Raw genomic sequence first — 17,152 nt, forward strand, 5'->3', positions numbered from 1 at the left:
TGTTTTCGCGATTTTCTACTTGTCGAGAGAGCTGAGAAAGGGCGATAATTGGTATGTTAAGTTCTTTTGCTAAGGCTTTGAGCCCCATAGTAATTCCTGTGATTTCGAGAGTACGATTTTCTTCAGATCTTTTGGATGCCGTCATGAGCTGTATATAGTCCACGATAAGAAGGTCAAGTCCATGTTGACGCTTCAATCGGCGTGCACGTGCTGATAGTTGAGCAATTGAGATACCGCCTGTTTGATCGATATAAAGTGGCAATTTTTGCATTATCTGAGAATATCCGACAATTTTCTCATAGTCAGGTTGTGTTATCTCTCCTCGGCGTATTTTAGAAGAAGAAACTTCTGTCTGTTCAGATATAATACGGGTAGCAAGTTGTTCAGAAGACATTTCCAGAGAGTAGAAACCAACAATTCCACCATTAAGAGTTTTGGGTACACCATTTTCTTGAATCTCAGATTTATATGCATCCGCTACGTTGTATGCGATATTCGTTGCTAGAGAGGTTTTCCCCATACCAGGGCGTCCAGCGATAATGATAAGATCGGAACGTTGTAATCCTCCCATCTGATCATCAAGAGATTGGATTCCTGTAGAAATTCCAGCAAGTTTTCCGTCTCGGCTGAAGGCCTGTCCAGCCATGTCTATGGCTATAGTCATTGCATCAGAAAATGATTGGAAACCTCCGTCATATCGACCATTTTCTGCAAGATTGAATAATTTTCGTTCTACTTCTTCAATTTGAGATACGGGAGATATTTCAATTGATGCCTCGTAGGCTACATTCACCATTTCTTCACCAATATTGATAAGTGAACGGCGAAGTGCTAATCCATAAATTGTTTTTCCATAATCTTCTGCATTGATTATTGAAACTGCTTCTGAAGCGAGACGTGCTAGATATTGAGGTATCGTCAAGCCTCCTAAAGCATCCGTGGATGACAAAAAAGTCTTTACAGTAACGGGATTGGACGTCTTTCCCATCTGTATTAGTTTGCCGGATATTTCAAAAATCTTTTGATGAATTCCTTCAAAAAAATGCGATGCTTTCAAAAAATCTGAAACGCGATAAAAAGCATCGTTATTGACTAGAATAGCACCAAGAAGAGCCTGTTCTGCTTCAATGTTATTAGGAGATTCGCGGTAACATGAAGCCATTTTAGGAGCAGAAGCTATATCTTGGATAGTATCAATCATCTTGCGATTTCCAGTATAATTGAGAAGGTCAACAACTTAGCAACGTATCAAAAAATGAATCCTCAAAAATCCGGATAAATCAAAATATTTTTCCCATATAAGCGGATTTTTTTAAGTATCTTAATCTGTTTTTCTTCAATCAAAGAGTCAAGATATTAAATGTTTTTCAAAGTATAAATTATAGTTGTCCGTATGAGAGATTTAACATAAGACTGAGACTATTTTCTTCGATTTATTTTGGAGAAAGATTTGCTATCAGCAAACTAAGTTTCTGATTCCATTTGTTTTTCTAGGTCATTTTCCTTTTGTTTTTCTGCAACAAGTTCCTCTTTTTCCCCTGCAATAAGTTCTATTGTTCGCAATGATTCTTCGGTAGAGCGTGCTACATTCAATTGAATCTTGACATCAATATCGGCATGAAGTGATATTGCCACATTGTGTATACCGATTGACTTAATCGGTGAATCAAGAAGAATCTGTCTCCGATTAATTTTAAACCCTTCTTCGTTCAAGAGATCGACTATATCACGAGCGGTCACAGATCCGTAAAGATGACCGGTGTCACCTGCAGAACGAATCAGAGTAAATGTCTTTTCCTTCAAAACTTTTGACAATTCTAAAAACTGTGATTTTAGTTCAAGATCTTGCGCCTCAAGAGAGGATCGTTTGGCCTCAAACAATACCTGATTTGCTTCATTTGCTCTCAGAGCTTTTTTAAACGGCAAAAGATAATTACGGGCATAACCATTTTTGACATTGACTATTTTTCCTATAGAGCCAAGATTTGGTATGCGATGAAGAAGAATAACTTTCATTTTTCAGTCCTTTCTCAGGGCAGGCTTATAAATACAATACTATCTCAATATTTTGGAGGTTTCGCTGGCGTCACAACGATTAAGCGTGCTGTTTCAGCAAGCCCGTAAGCGACAATGATCAAAAGTGGTATTATAGACACTGTTGAGATATAAACAAGTGATAATGCTACAAAACCCCAGGTTTTATTGCGCATCAGAAGATGTAAACGCGCAAATCCGGACAGGAGAAATCCAGCGCCGAATGCTCCGGTTGCTCTGCCAGCTATTGCTATTGGATGTTCGTAGAATAACAATATAGATATACTAACGGCAATAATCGGAATAGCAATATGGTTCATTCTCAAAGAAGACGGCATATCTTCGCGCATACGCTGACTCAAGTTAAAATAAGACGCAATTCGCATCGCCATATACCAAACTGCAAAAAGTATTATAACCCAAATAAATCCTTCCAGAACAGTTCGTAAGACGATTATAAAGCTCTTGATTTTCTCAATCTGTGAGATATGTGGAATTTTATCAGGATAATCTTTGTATGCTATTCTGATGATTTCAGAAGCCATTTCTTTGGAAGTGCCATAAATAACCTTAGAAAGAAATGTTGCGATCATAGTTGCCAGAACACATATATATGTCGCTATATCAGCTAAGGGATACCACGCAACATGGTTTTCGGATCCTCCAATTTCGCTTGCTGGACGAGCCAGGCTGGAAATGTGCCCTAAGAATACTGATGGTAAAAGAAAAGTAAATGCTATTAAGAAAGATAGTGACGGAGAAAATAGGATAGCAAGAATAAGGGAAATAAATAGCGTTGCAGCTAGTGCCGAGACATTCCCAAATCCCAAACTGATAGTTAATACCAGTACGGGCAAACTCATCCATAAAAAAAACACAAAAAAACCTATCTCATAACACAATAATGCAGCAAATACAAAAAGAACAGCCAAAACTCTCCCGTAAGTTATCTTTGAATTTTTTCGGGACAATCCCATACTACCTTTCTATAATTTTTCCCCTTTTAAATCCCAATAACTGGTCTTTCTTTAACCAAGTAACTTGCCAAACTTTTTCTCCGAAGGGCATCAAAAAATATCTTCTTCCAGAAGATCCTTTCCTTAAAGAACCACGTAGGGAAGAAGCCCAATATAACGTGCACGCTTGATAGCTTGTGCAAGTTCTCGTTGTTTCTTATGAGAAACGGCTGAAATACGAGAGGGGACTATCTTACCGCGCTGAGACAAAAAACGATTCAAAAGACGAACATCCTTATAATCAATCTGAGCACCATCTTTTCCAGAAAGAGGACAAGACTTACGGCGATGGTTAGTGGGTCTACGTGAAAAAGGTGCGGACGCAACTAAAGTCACTGCAATATCTCCTTTTATAATGTTTTTTCTTCATGAAAATGGCGCTTGCGATCAACATTGCGATCTCGCATTGGCCGATTATTCCTATCATCACGATCGCGTTTCTGCATCATAACGGAAGGACCTTCTTCATGAGATTTTACGGCAACAGTGAGGTAACGCAAAACATTCTCATTGATACGCATCTGACGTTCCATTTCTTGAACAGAAGCAGAAGGGGCATCAATATTCATCAAAATATAATAGACTTTGCGATTCTTCTGGATGCGATACGCAGCGACACGCAATCCCCAGTTTTCAACCTTACATACTTTTCCACCATTCTCCTCAATCAGTTTCTTATATTGCTCAACTATTTCGCCAACTTGTTGAGTAGAAATATCCTGACGTAAAAGGAAAACATGTTCGTAAAGAGCCATATCTAACCGCCTTCCTTTGCGTTTTTTCTCAACTTTTTCCCCTTCTTAATACACAAAACCAATATACCAATAGAAAAACAAAATCTATGATACACCGCTTACCATAACGAATAATACTCTCCTAAAGTCAAAATCGTACATGTGTTTTTTCTAAAAATCAAGTGGTCAAGATATTGCTTTTAAACAGCATTTGATGTTTGTGAGAATGATTTTCGCATGAAATTTTATAGAGCGTGATATTTTTATTTGCAATAGAAGGGAGTATTGGATGATTTTTTCTGATAAATTGATGATTTCGCCAGTCTATTTGCATGCCTAATATGGTATATTCTATATCGCTGTTAGAACAAGCGACCGTCTCACTATGCAATATCGGTCTCAGGATGGGCATGTATCATAATTGTATTCATCAAGTTTTTTTCATGGATGGATCTGCATTTGTATTTTTAAATTTCTTGTCGTCAATTTCCTTGGATCAGGTACTATGAAACCTGTGTTGAAAGTGAAAGGATATTTTGATTATGCCATCATATCGTTCTTGCGGACTACGACTCATGCTCGAAATATAGCAGCTGCCCGGTAGTCTATGGCGAGCTACGGGTATGCGAGAAGGTGATTTTGGCAAGCCGATTATTGCTATAGTGAATTCTTTTCATTTAATTTGTTCCGAGGCATGTGAGCCTCTCTGAGATTTAGGGCTCTTTGTGGCAGATGAGATTGAAAAGGTAGGTGGTGTTTCCAAAGGTTTTAATACTATAAAAAAAAATTTTTATCGAAGCTTGATTGTGCGTTAGTTGTTTTTATGTTTTTAGCATGCCAATTATAGGCGGATTCTATGATATCGTGTAGTGTATATTTTGGATACCAATCTAAAATCTTTTTTGCTTTTTGATTGTCAGCCAAAAGTGCAGGAGGATCGCCTGCACGTTTAGCCATATAAGAGACGGGAATTATACAGTTGTAGAGAGATTCGATGGTAGACAGGATATTCTTGACTGTATTTCCTGTGCCAGTCCCGAGGTTGAGAACGGCAGTTTTTCCTCCATTGAGTAAATATTCTAACGCCATTACATGTGCATTGGCCAAGTCCAGTACATGAATGTAGTCGCGTAGGCAAGTTCCATCGATTGTATCGTAATCCTGTCCAAAAATTTTGAAGTGATCTTGATAACCTAAGGCTGTCTTAATTGCCAGTGGAATAACGTGAGTTTCAGGGTTATGCCATTCACCAATTAAGCCTCCAAAATCAGCTCCAGATGCATTAAAATATCTGAAAATAACAGACTGTAATCCGTTGTTTTGATTGTGATCAAGAAGAATTTTTTCTGCCATATATTTGGTATATCCATAAGGATTTATTGGTTTTAAGAGATGGTTTTCCGTGATTAATTTTTCTTGTGCTATACCATAGATTGCGCAAGTAGAAGAAAATATAAAAGCTCTTACATTCATTGCTGTGGAAGCTACAATGAGTTTTAAGCTTCCTATAACATTGGTTTCATAAAATAAAGATGGGTTTTTGATGGATTCGTTAATATTTGTTAGGGCTGCAAAGTGCATTACAGATATGGGTTTGTATTTTATAAAAATTCTTTGAAGACTCAAGAAATCACGGATATCTGCTTGTTCCAGAGGTCCCCATAAAACAAATTCAGCGTGTCCACTTGATAGGTTGTCCAATACAACGGGGAAAAACCCCCTTTCAGATAGGCAACGACACGTATGAGCTCCGATATATCCCGCTCCTCCTACAACAAGAACAGTTTTATTTCCCATGGATATTTTCCTAAAATATTTTGCATAGAAGTAAACGAGGGCATTTTGCAAGGAAAAGGGATTATTAAATTTTCTTGATGTTTTAGTAGTTAAAGATTACACGAAATATCCTGAATCTAGATGTTTTTAAAAAGAAATTTTGTAATATTGATCATTATAAAAAAAACATTGACTGTATGTTAAGAAAATATTTTTTCAGAACTTAACGAAATTTGATGTAGATGTCGATGGGGATGGTAGAGTTGATATAGTAGATTCTATGGATTATAGTATCGGAATCCTTAGTGCTAAATCAGTCAAAAAACAAAAAAGAAAATCTTAGATGCTGTATTCGTGTAGTCATGCATGATGGTGGCAATGCAATTTCACGTATACCATCGTAGAGAAGATCACAAAAATCTTTTTAGTGCCTCGTTGAAGTTAAAATATAAAAAATTGATATAAGCTATACTAAACCTCGCAGTTTTATCCTCATTTCAAATACATGGCAGTTAAGTTATTGATAAAATGATTTGTATTGGAGTAGCGTATCATTTTAGAAAGAGGATACGGAACAGAGCGATCAGAACACGTATAACTTGAAATTATATTTTAGATATTCTGGTTGGATATTTTTATAAATCTGCTTTGTAATCATAGAAATTGGTTTTTTTACGAGAAAAATCTTTGTCTCCACAGCATGGTTATGTAATGTAGATATGTTGGTTTTCTAGAAAAATAAAACATTCCGATAGAGTCATTTCTTTGTCCAATAATTTTTGGATTTTTCGCATATGGATAGGTTTTCAAGTTGGATTTATTATTGTTATGAATCGCTTTAAATTCCCTTGAATTGTAACAAAAGAACTGATTTTAGGAGATAATAGGGAGGTATATGAGATGGCTTGCGAAATCAGGCATTTCTCGAATGACCTATATAAAAGTGATCTAAGATACTAAAATACAATAGCATTTTCGTGAAAAATATTTTGCGTATCAAGGGGTGTCCTTATCTCTTGTTGTTGCTGATATTTCCAGCATATTCTCAGTTATTAGTATTTTATATATGGGAAACTGAATCAAGAGATAGAAGAAGACATGCCCTCAAAGTAATCAGATTATTTAAAGTGCCGATCGGGATAATATTTGGCTTTGGAGCATAGCTATGATGTGTGTGGTTATTCTCTTGATATTTAAAATATAAGATAATCAAGAACTCTTGAAAGATATAAATATTTTATAAAAAATGGTAGGCATGGCAAGAATCGAACTTGCGACCACTACGATGTCAACGTAGCGTTCTACCACTGAACTACACGCCCATCCTTATGATTATGGATCATATAGTATAATACTATTGACTGACAACTGATTTATAAGTTTTTTACAGTTAATCTTTAACCATGAGCAACCGGTTTACTTCATTTACGAGATCACGTAAATGAAACGGTTTTGAAAGAATTTTTGCATTTTTAGGAGTGCTTGAATCCGGATTTAAAGCTACAGCTGCGAAACCCGTGATGAACATTACTTTTAAATCAGGATCTAATTCAGTTGCTCTACGTGCCAACTCAATTCCATCCATTTCCGGCATGACAATATCTGTTAGGAGAAGAGAAAAAGGCTCTTCACGAAGTCTGTTATATGCGCTTTCTCCGTTATTAAAGGCAATAACCTCATAACCAGCCTTTCCCAAGGCTTTAATCAAAAATCTACGCATATCGTTATCGTCTTCCGCGAGAAGAATTTTTTGATTCATTTCGTAGAACCGTTATTTTGAGAAAGTGATTTTAATTTCACATTTATTTTTAGTATCATAACCCAATTCAAAGAGGAAATTCCTCATATATGATAGATAATCTGCATGTCTGAATAACCATCTCCATTCACAGAGATAGAGATATTTACAACATACAGCATTATAAATCTATTGTCTGATATTTTTTATAATACATCAGGCATGCTCCGTGAACAATTTTATTTTTCTTTTTAAGGAAGAGTAATATCGCTATGAATTTCAGGATATTTAACCTTGATATCCATTTTATAGGGGATACTATAAAAGTATATTTCTTTCTAATCCATAAACAAATATTTTTTATCACCACGCGGGAAGAACTTCTCTTTTTAGAAAGACACTCTTTATATACTGCTTAACCTCTTCATTCTGATAAGATTCCACTAAAGTTTTCACCCAGGGTTTACCAATATCTTTAGATTGAATTACAATTAAATTTGCATAAGGGTTATTTTTTTCTTCTTCTGAATAAATGGCGCTGTCGGAATCTATGTTCGCTGATATAGCGTAAGTCGTATTAATAACAGCTGCGTGAACATCAGCAAGCGAGCGAGGAATTTGTGCTGCATCAAGTTCAATAAAGCGGATTTTTTTAGGATTTTCGATAATATCGGAAGTATCTCCTTTGATTTCAGACTTGCTTTTTAATTTTATGATACCACTTTTTTCAAGCAGCAAAAGTGCTCTTGCAAGGTTGGTTGGATCATTAGGAATGGAAACCAAAGCTTGTTCAGGAAGATCTGCAGGATCTTTGATTTTATAGGAATATAATCTGATAGGAGTGACGATAGTAGTGGCTATAGAACTAATTTTATAGTTATTGGCGGCAATCTGATTGTCAAGGTATGGCTTATGTTGAAAGGCGTTGGCATCTAAATCACCTTGATCCAGTGCTCGATTAGGTGTTATAAAATCTGAGAATTCAATGAGTTCAATATCAAGTCCTTTTCGGGCAGCGATTTCTTTAACTTTTGTCATTATTATAGCAGAATCGCCCGGATTTATGCCAACCTTTATGTAGGTGATCTTTTGAAGATCTGCTATGTTGTTAGTCTGTCGATTTACCGTTATATAAACTACTACAGTAGTGAGCAATAAAATAATCAGAGTGCTTGTAGACCATATCATGCGCGAAGATATTCTTTTCTCTTTATTTTCTCTAAAACGTTTATCAATTCGCTTGCTAATGACATTACCGAGATACTGTATGATTTGTACAACCATTATGATTACAAGCACTATAGAAATTGTCACTTCGGGCATAAATCTTTGGTAACCGAAACGAATTGCCAAATCACCTAAGCCTCCAGAACCGATGGCGCCAGCCATGGAGGAATAGCCTATTAATCCGACAAGCGCGACTGTTAGATTTGCAACTATACTTGGTTTTGCTTCTGCTATGAGAATTTTGAAAACAATTTGTAATGGTGAAGCTCCCATGGCGCGTCCAACTTCAAGGAGATCACTGCTTACTTCACAGATAGAAATTTCGACTAATCTCGCTATAAAAGGAATAACGCTAATGGATAAAGGAATAATAGCGGCTTTCATTCCAATAGATGTGCCCGTTAACAATCGCATCAGTGGTATAATAGCGATTACAAGAATCATAAACGGTATAGAGCGCAAAATATTTATTACGAAACCAACAAGGGTATTCGTTATGGGAAAAGGGAAAAGCGAATTTTTCCCGCTTGTGGCTAAAAACACGCCAATGGGAATGCCCAATAATGCTCCGATTACTCCGGAAACACCGGTCATATAAAGAGTTTCTAGGAGAGCATGTGCAATAGCATGGATCAATACATCAATAGACATAGCCTAGTACCTCCGTGAATAATCCATGCTTGTCAAAAAAACTTTGGACAGAAATATGAACAGCAGAAGGATAGGAAATCACCAAAATACCTAAGGACTCGCCAGCCACTTCGTCAATTGTTCCTCCGAGAATATTAATATCTATATTCATTTCTAGAATAAGATTGGATATTATGGGATTCTCAACGGTATCCCCTGAAAACGAAACACGAGTAACATTATAGCTATTGAGGGTAGGTTTATTGTGAATCTGACGACTGATTTTTTCTGGTAGTTTATAACTTGGTAAATTGAAAAGAAGTGATTTGGTGATACTGTGTTGCGGATTTTTAAAGATATCTACTGTTTTTCCGCTCTCAACAATTTTTCCTTCATTCATGACTAGGATATGGGAAGTTGCATACTTGATAACTTCCATTTCGTGGGTAACTAATAAGACGCTGAGTCCAAATTGGGCATTGATCGTTTTAAGTAAATTGAGACAAGAAATTGTCATTTCGGGATCAAGTGCAGATGTTGCTTCGTCAGATAGTAAGAGATCGGGCTGTGTTGCTAGAGCACGAGCAATGCCAACACGTTGTTTCTGTCCGCCGGAAAGAGTGGAAGGATAAAAGTCTTTTTTATCATCAAGACCTACCAGTTCAAGAAGGGGTAAGACTTTTGAATCAATGGTTTCAAGACTCATGCCTGTAATTTCAAGGGGTAATGCTATGTTTTCATATACCGTACGCGAGGATAGAAGATTGAAATTTTGGAAGATCATACCAATTCTACGACGCAACCGGCGTAAGTCGTCTGTATCTAAAGCATGAACGTCAATGCCATCTACTTCCACTTTACCGGAAGTAGGTTGTTCTAATCTGTTTATTAAGCGAATAAGAGTGGATTTTCCAGCACCTGAATGCCCTATAATTCCTGTTATTTTACCACGAGGAATAGCGCAATTAACGTTCGAGATTACGTCGCAAGTATTATGATTAGATGTTGCTGTTTTTGTCACATCTGAGAAGGATACCATAGGATTTGAAACTGTTCCAGATATCAAACGATGGATTGGGGGTGGTTGATTCATGGAAAATCCTTAGATATAAGTATTACTATGCATTGTACATTTATAGAAAGGCTTGTAAAGTATCTATCACTTGTATTTTCAAAAAATTTTATCTTTAACGGATGGCGGCTTAGAAGGAATTTAAGATTTTGAAGAATAGAAAATTGATATTTTCTTCTATTATACAACGGTTTCCTATTAGAATAGGTCTGGAGATTTCGGAGGAACATTAATGAAATCAGTTTAACTATTGTGTGATGCGTCCTTACTATTGTAAGATTAACGTACTTTTCTATTCATATGGATGGATTTTTGAAGAAGTCATATGAAAATACAGATAATTTTTGTGGAGGTTGATGAGAAATGATTGGTCTAAAAATACCTAAGGTTGTGTTTCGTACACGTGCTCGAACATCTTTGTCGGATGGTTCAAATTCTTATGAATGGAAAGATGTAAGCACAGATGATTGTTTCTCCGGGAAAAGAGTTGTTCTTTTTGCTCTTCCGGGAGCTTTTACACCTACTTGTTCAAATTATCAGCTTCCTGGTTTTGAGAAGATTTATGATGAATTGCGTTCTGAGGGTATCGATGAAGTATATTGTCTCTCTGTCAATGATGCCTTTGTGATGAATGCTTGGGGGAAAAGTCTCGACATTAAAAATGTTAAGTTATTACCTGATGGTTCAGGCGAGTTTTCTCGTAAAATGGGAATGCTTGTTTATAAAGATAATGTAGGATTTGGTTTTCGTTCTTGGCGTTACGCAGCTGTTGTAAATGATCACGTAGTTGAATCTTGGTTTCAAGAAGAGGGTTTTGCTGATAATTATCCTGTAGATCCTTATAGTATATCATCTCCGGAGAATGTCTTGAAAACTCTTCAAACAGGAAAGATATAATTTATCTTTCTTGCTCTATTGAGTTTACTAGAGAATATTGTGAAAGCGTATGGAGTTCTATTCTATTCCATTCGAAGTGGGCTTGTTGATTTTAAGGGTAGGATCACCATTTCATCACAGTGAATGAGATTGAGTGGAATTCTTGTTGACTAGAATAGGGGATAGAAAAATCCCTGTATTTTATTGGGATCAAGATTAAGATCTTTTATCCACAGTATTAAGGGGATAGATAGTTTCTATTTCACATGCATATGTTATTGATATAATTGAGCATGTTGGTCAAAAAGGTAGGAATTTTATTTTAGAATCATGGACCATATACTCTATTTTGGCTTGACTGATTGATTTTCATCTTAGCAGCAGAGGTTATATAGGGCGACAAGGTTATGTCATGGTCATTGAATGTTTTTTGGGCTGGCTTGTAGGAATGATGTTGTGAAGAATAATTTTCTTTGCTTTGTGTCTTTATAAGACTTAAGCGATCGCTTGCTCTCATGTAGCCCAATATAGCTAATCAAAAGAATCTCGGAATTATCAATAGTCTGAATACTGTAGGAATCCTCGTCCTTTAGGACGAGGTGGATGTCAAGCATGAATAAAGCGTAATGTCCGCTCATAGAACAGGCTTCCTATTTCATATTGCGTGATAGCTTTTTGCTGTTGATTCGATAGGGCTGATATCTGTGTATTTGGGTCATGCCTAAGCTAAAGATTCCAGTTCTTGAAAATACTATATATTTATTTCTGGTCAGCATCCGTATTTTTCATTCGGACTCTGATTCCAACAAGACAAAGTTAACAAAGATTCGTTATAAGTATCTTTGCTAGCCATCGCATTGTAAGTCCCACTCAAGGGGGAGGGGATTCTCTTGAAAGCACGTATAGAAAAAATGCATTTTTATGAGGAAAACGATCAGCTAATATTGTAAATCATTTTTTATAAGGTGCGAAATAGACACATCATTTTAGATGTTCATAAGCCGTACCTTTCTTTTTGTAATAAACGTATTCCTTGGATTCTTGTCTACAGCGATTTTTGGTTTTTTAGCATATGATTTTTTATTAAGTCTATACTATTCAAAGAGATGACGATTATGTGTGTTACTATCGTTATTGGTGATTTCATATCTATGGGCGTGACTAAAAACATAAAAATGCATTTAAAATCAATGACTTATATTTTTATATGGTGCCCAGAAGAGGACTCGAACCTCCAAGCCTTGCGGCACAGATACCTGAAACCTGCGCGTATACCATTCCGCCATCTGGGCAATCCTTATTTGTTGGCTAGATTCTAGAATTTATGGCTAGATTGTCAATTGTTTTGCAAAATTTTCAGGGATATTCTCAGAATTTTATTAAGATGTCTTGCTGATTTAAAAAAATAGAAAATCAAAAAGGAGATAGAAGATATCAATTTTTCTTCGGGAGAACATATTTTCGGTATTTTTATGAGGATTAATTAGGTAAATTTTTAAAAAGGAATATATGGACGGTTTTTACTAGCATGAGTTTTTATTAGGATATTTAAATCTATCAACGTTTTCCGTATTTTTAACCAAAGATTCTATCTTTATCGATCTGTATTGAGAGAAAATATCATAGAAATTATGATAGAAATAATTTTCAATGAAGAAGGACTCAAAAATAATAGCTTTGATAATCGAGTCATTCGATAGGATGATAGACGAGTTCTTGTTTTCTTAAGGTCAGGTTTTGCGGTAGAGTCTTTCGCTCCTAAACTTCGGGATTATTTTCAAAAAGTGGAGGATTTTGTCTAGTTCTTTTGGAGAACGCCATTGGATGCTGTAAAAAAACTCATATGCGAATTATTGTTGAAGAACTTCTTTGAAAATTCTTATTGTTTAGTGCGGTGAGAATTCTTATTGGAATTTTAAGAAAGATGAAAATTTTAGGAAATCGAAGATGATTGTAAAATCCATCGGGTCTCTAGGATATAGTGAAGGGCTTGTTATATGCAAAAGGTATCTTCGACAAAGTTTCATTTAGAGACGGTGATTTTGATGATTCATTTTCAACTTAAGATAAACTCAGAATGATTATTTAAAAATTTATTATGAAATAATTTAGGAAAACCTTTTAAATGCCATTTTTCAGCTTAGAAGAATTTTTCTCATGCGTATCGTGGATGACAAAAAAGATAAAATTTATTTCTTGTGTATTGATTGATTTTATATATCCGAATATCTGTCCAGTTTGCAAAATATTTGTTGATAGTCCTTTTTGTTTGTGTGCACATTGTTGGTCAAAAGTCCATTTTATTCCTCCTTCTTTGGAGGAAAATATGAACGATATAGATGAGTCTATTTTAGATGGGAAGGAGATTTCAACAACATCACGATTAAGTCAATTGCGTTCTGTAGCAGTATATTGTGGAATTTCGCGCGTTTTAATACGTCTTTTGAAATACCATGATAAGATAGATCTTGCTCTCATGATGGCTCAATGGATGTTTCGTATTGGAAAAGATTTGGTTTTAGATTCGGATATAATCGTTGCTATTCCACTACATCGTTTTCGTCTTATGAGTCGCAAATATAATCAATCGGCTGAAATTGCAAGATTAATTGCTATTTATGGGAAAAAACCATTTCTTTCTGGAATTTTGGTGCGCTCTCGTTTTACGAGGCAACAGGTTGAATTGTCTTTATCTGCTCGCAAGAAGAATTTGCAAAATGCTTTTATAGTTCCACAAGACGCTCAAAAACACATTAAGGGACTAAAAATTCTGCTTATAGATGATGTCTATACAACAGGTGCGACAGCACATTCTGCCATGAATGCTCTCAAAAAAGCAGGAGCTGCCAGCGTAAGTATTTTAACTTTTTCGCGATCATATAAAAGTTTATCTCATTCTTTGATAAAGGGAACAAATCTTCCTTAAAGTCGTTTTGTAATCAATAGATTATCGATAAACGTCTTGTAATACGATCTCATCAATATGGGATGCAATATATGCAATCGCTTTTCGGTAAACAGAAGATAAATTCCATGTTCTAAGAACTTCGAAATTTTTTTCTCCTGGTTGATAACCGTGCAATGAATCCCACCCATTGTTTTTTAGGAGATTTGCTGCAGATTCAAGGGCATCTGCATAAGAATCTACTACATCGACTCTACCATCTCCATCGGCATCTACACCGAATTTTGTTAAATTGCTCGGAAGAAATTGGAATTGTCCAATTTCACCATGGGCAGCACCACAATTATTAGGATCCAGGGCGCCACTGGAAATAAGTTCAAGAGCGGAAAAAAACTGTCCGGTAAAAAGTTTAGATCGACGACAATCATAGGCAAGAGTAGCAAGGGATGAAAGTGTATGATGTTTTCCTTTTATTTTACCAAAAGCACTTTCTAATCCCCAGAGAGCCATCAAAACACCAGGTAATACCCCATAGCGATTTTCAATAGAAAGGAGGAAATCAGCGTGTTTTGCTCGCATTTCTTTTCCCTTAACAATAATAGAGGATGCCCCTCTCTTATTTATAAATTCTTCGAAAGATAGGTTAAAGACGCTTTGATTTCGATCTAAATTAATTGTAGAATGGCTATAGGATATATTAGATAATGCATTGTCAAGAACGATTGGATCAATGCCTTTTTGGAGCGCAGATTCCCGTGTTTCAGATATCCACTCCTGAAACCTATCAGGAGTATTTCCACACAAAGCTAAGATTGACGTAGAGGAAAATCCTGTAACCAATAACACAAATAGGAATTTTGTTCTTCTCAGAAGCATGATACAAAATCCTTTTTATTTTTGATAATAAGCAAGAACTAAAATCTTTTGCTTTTTTACGTTGTTTCCAATTTCTTTTGTGCCAAAATCTCCGCAATCTGAACAGCATTCAATGCTGCTCCTTTGCGCAAATTATCGGCAACGATCCATAAATTAAGGCCATATTTGAGAGATTTATCCTCCCGAATACGAGAAATAAAGACAGAATCTTTTCCTGCGGACTCGAAAGATGTCATATATCCTCCATTTTCTGCCTTATCTACAACTACACAACCTGGCGCTTTACGCAGGATAGAGCGTGCCTGTTCTGCCGTGATAGCATTTTTAAATTCGATATTAACCGACTCTGCATGTCCAATAAAAACGGGCACACGGACGGCAGTGCAGCTCACTTTTATTTTTTTATCTAGGATTTTATTTGTTTCTGCAAGAACTTTCCACTCTTCTTTCGTGGAACCATCTTCCATCAAAATATCTATATGAGGGATAATATTAAATGCGATTTGTTTGGTAAATGTTTTTGGAATTGTTATTTTTGGCGCAAGCACAGACTTTGTTTGATCAAGAAGCTCATTCATGCCTTTTTTCCCCGCACCAGAAACAGATTGATATGTTGATACAACAATACGCTTTATAGTTGCGGCGTCATGCAAGGGTTTGAGTGCGACAACAAGTTGAATTGTTGAACAATTTGGGTTTGCTATGATATTTTTATGAGAAAGTAATGATATAGCTTCAGGATTGACTTCTGGTACAACGAGTGGGACTTTTGGATCGTAGCGCCATGCTGAAGAATTATCTATAACGATACAGCCAGTCGCACCTATTTTAGGAGAAATCTTTTCAGATAAAGTGCTTCCCGCTGACATAAGACAGATATCCGTGCCGGTAAAATTATAGCTATCAAGATCGCGAACGCTAATAGTTTGATTTCCATATGGAATTTTTAAACCAACGGAGCGTTTGGAAGCTAGTGCGACAATTTCGCAGGCAGGAAAATTTCGCTCAAAAATAATTTTAAGCATTTCCCTCCCGACATTTCCTGTGGCTCCGACAATTGCAAGTTTGAAGGTCATAATCCTATTAATACTTTCTACAGAGAAGATAAAATACTAAATGATACAGATAAACTATTTATCTTACCCAGCTGCAACATGAGCATTATGACTTACCTAAACAGTTTTAAAATACTACCAATTTCAAATTGAGGGTAATATTTTTTTGAACGATAGTATAAGAATAACATTACTATGATTTGTATTTCTATCCGTTTTAAGCTGTAAAGATATGACTTTTAGAATGATAGTATAAGCTGCGATTGTAAAGTATGCCAGTTAATAAAGTAAAAATTTTGTTTTGAGATATAACACTGATTTTCAATGTTTTTCTGTGGGAAAATAATATGATTAAATAATTTTCGAAATCAGTAATCTACAGGGATAAGTTAGAATTCAGTGTGCGCATAATGGGATGTTTTGTTGAGATATGGAGAACATCTTTTTGAATTAAAAGGCAAAAAACTCATTAATCAGGATTTTTTCTTTTTTTTTTCTTGCTCTCTATTTTGGATTCGAGAATTTTAAGGGAATCCTGAAGTGTAATCTGCTCCAAGCTTTCGCTTTTAGGCAGACTTGCATTAATTTTTCCCCAACTGATATAAGGACCATAACGTCCACTATGAAGGGTGATAATCCCACCATCTGGATGAACCCCCACTTCTAAGCCTTTTGAATTTCTTCGAGGAGATTTCTTGTCTTTGAGTTTTTCAGTCAGATGAGATACTGCTTGATCAAGATTTATGGTAAGGACTTGTTCTATCGATTCTAATTTGACGTAGTTCCCGTCATGATTAAGATAGAGTCCATATCTTCCAGTGCCTGCGAATATGCTCTTTCCAGTTTCGGGATGGGCTCCTATTTCTCGAGGCAAGGAAAGTAAAGACATTGCTTTAGTATAGTCAATGTCGTCTTTGCTCCAGTCTTTTGGTAAAGAACAACGTTTGGAGTTTTTGCCTTCCCCGCATTGTACATAGAAACCAAAACGCCCAGAGCGCAAAGTTACGGATTCGTGTGTTAAGAGATCAATGCCAAGAGATTTAGGTTCATTTTGTTCTAGAATATCTGACGTTGCCTGTTTTTCTGATGTCAATTGGCGTGTATAATGACATTCAGGGTAGTTTGTACATCCAACAAAAGCGCCATATTTGCTGATTTTTAAGGACAATTGATGGTTCTTGCAAGCGGGACATGTACGACAGTCATCGTCGTC

Annotated in this window: 14 protein-coding genes, 2 tRNA genes and 2 pseudogenes; 3 read left to right on the forward strand and 15 right to left on the reverse strand. The window is 36.1% G+C overall.

Annotated features, from left to right (window positions below; translation table 11 throughout):
* The 5 genes from H0G72_RS04265 to rpsF form a co-directional block, all read right to left on the reverse strand.
* Positions 1-1,201: replicative DNA helicase (locus tag H0G72_RS04265; protein ID WP_182017543.1), on the reverse strand; the 1,201-nt coding region annotated here is incomplete at its 3' end.
* A 263-nt stretch (positions 1,202-1,464) separates the two neighbouring features.
* Positions 1,465-2,016, reverse strand: coding sequence for a 50S ribosomal protein L9 (rplI, locus tag H0G72_RS04270; protein WP_182017544.1), 552 nt, complete (start codon positions 2,014-2,016; stop codon positions 1,465-1,467).
* Positions 2,017-2,060: 44 nt separating this feature from the next.
* Positions 2,061-2,966, reverse strand: coding sequence for a hypothetical protein (locus H0G72_RS04275; protein WP_220456109.1), 906 nt, complete (start codon positions 2,964-2,966; stop codon positions 2,061-2,063).
* Between the two features lie 168 nt (positions 2,967-3,134).
* Positions 3,135-3,386: a 30S ribosomal protein S18 gene (gene rpsR / locus H0G72_RS04280; protein ID WP_182017546.1), complete on the reverse strand. Its 252-nt coding sequence runs from the start codon at positions 3,384-3,386 to the stop codon at positions 3,135-3,137.
* A gap of 14 nt (positions 3,387-3,400) precedes the next feature.
* A complete protein-coding gene (gene rpsF / locus H0G72_RS04285) occupies positions 3,401-3,805 on the reverse strand; it encodes a 30S ribosomal protein S6 (protein ID WP_182017547.1) in 405 nt (134 codons plus the stop codon).
* A gap of 521 nt (positions 3,806-4,326) precedes the next feature.
* Here rpsF and H0G72_RS06280 point away from each other — a divergent pair.
* Positions 4,327-4,563, forward strand: a pseudogene (locus H0G72_RS06280) (dihydroxy-acid dehydratase); the annotation flags it as partial.
* Here the strand turns inward: H0G72_RS06280 and galE are convergent.
* The 6 genes and pseudogenes from galE to H0G72_RS04310 form a co-directional block, all read right to left on the reverse strand.
* A complete protein-coding gene (gene galE / locus H0G72_RS04290; RefSeq protein ID WP_182017548.1) occupies positions 4,559-5,581 on the reverse strand; it encodes a UDP-glucose 4-epimerase GalE in 1,023 nt (340 codons plus the stop codon). The pseudogene H0G72_RS06280 and the gene galE sit on opposite strands and share 5 nt — an antisense overlap.
* 1,226 nt (positions 5,582-6,807) lie before the next feature.
* Positions 6,808-6,882, reverse strand: a tRNA-Val gene (locus H0G72_RS04295).
* A gap of 68 nt (positions 6,883-6,950) precedes the next feature.
* Positions 6,951-7,319 (reverse strand): cell cycle two-component system response regulator CpdR, encoded by a 369-nt coding sequence (cpdR, locus tag H0G72_RS04300; RefSeq protein ID WP_182017549.1) that lies wholly within the window; start codon positions 7,317-7,319, stop codon positions 6,951-6,953.
* Positions 7,320-7,661: 342 nt separating this feature from the next.
* Positions 7,662-8,486, reverse strand: a complete 825-nt coding sequence (locus tag H0G72_RS04305) for a MetQ/NlpA family ABC transporter substrate-binding protein (protein WP_259345141.1) — start codon at positions 8,484-8,486, stop codon at positions 7,662-7,664.
* 27 nt (positions 8,487-8,513) lie between these two features.
* A pseudogene (locus H0G72_RS06285) lies at positions 8,514-9,176 on the reverse strand (methionine ABC transporter permease); the annotation flags it as partial.
* Positions 9,166-10,248 carry a methionine ABC transporter ATP-binding protein gene (locus H0G72_RS04310; RefSeq protein WP_182017550.1) on the reverse strand — a complete coding sequence of 361 codons (1,083 nt, stop codon included), beginning with the start codon at positions 10,246-10,248 and terminating at the stop codon, positions 9,166-9,168. The pseudogene H0G72_RS06285 and the gene H0G72_RS04310, both read right to left, overlap by 11 nt.
* Positions 10,249-10,590: 342 nt before the next feature.
* On the opposite strand from H0G72_RS04310, the gene H0G72_RS04315 reads away from it, so the two are divergent.
* On the forward strand, positions 10,591-11,124 hold the full coding sequence (locus tag H0G72_RS04315; protein ID WP_182017551.1) for a peroxiredoxin: 534 nt from the start codon (positions 10,591-10,593) through the stop codon (positions 11,122-11,124).
* Between the two features lie 1,187 nt (positions 11,125-12,311).
* On the opposite strand, the gene H0G72_RS04320 is transcribed toward H0G72_RS04315, so the two are convergent.
* Positions 12,312-12,395: transfer RNA gene (locus tag H0G72_RS04320), tRNA-Leu, on the reverse strand.
* Between the two features lie 911 nt (positions 12,396-13,306).
* Between H0G72_RS04320 and H0G72_RS04325 the strand changes: the two genes are divergently transcribed.
* Positions 13,307-14,029, forward strand: a complete 723-nt coding sequence (locus H0G72_RS04325) for a ComF family protein (protein ID WP_259345142.1) — start codon at positions 13,307-13,309, stop codon at positions 14,027-14,029.
* 21 nt (positions 14,030-14,050) lie between these two features.
* On the opposite strand, the gene H0G72_RS04330 is transcribed toward H0G72_RS04325, so the two are convergent.
* From H0G72_RS04330 to H0G72_RS04340, 3 genes are all read right to left on the reverse strand, one after another.
* Positions 14,051-14,884: a lytic murein transglycosylase gene (locus tag H0G72_RS04330; protein WP_182017552.1), complete on the reverse strand. Its 834-nt coding sequence runs from the start codon at positions 14,882-14,884 to the stop codon at positions 14,051-14,053.
* A gap of 56 nt (positions 14,885-14,940) precedes the next feature.
* Positions 14,941-15,960: an aspartate-semialdehyde dehydrogenase gene (locus H0G72_RS04335; protein ID WP_182017553.1), complete on the reverse strand. Its 1,020-nt coding sequence runs from the start codon at positions 15,958-15,960 to the stop codon at positions 14,941-14,943.
* Positions 15,961-16,408: 448 nt separating this feature from the next.
* Positions 16,409-17,152: topoisomerase C-terminal repeat-containing protein (locus tag H0G72_RS04340; RefSeq protein ID WP_182017554.1), on the reverse strand; the 744-nt coding region annotated here is incomplete at its 5' end.

Origin of the sequence: Candidatus Liberibacter sp. (assembly GCF_014048425.1) — a bacterium.
Lineage (GTDB): Bacteria > Pseudomonadota > Alphaproteobacteria > Rhizobiales > Rhizobiaceae > Liberibacter.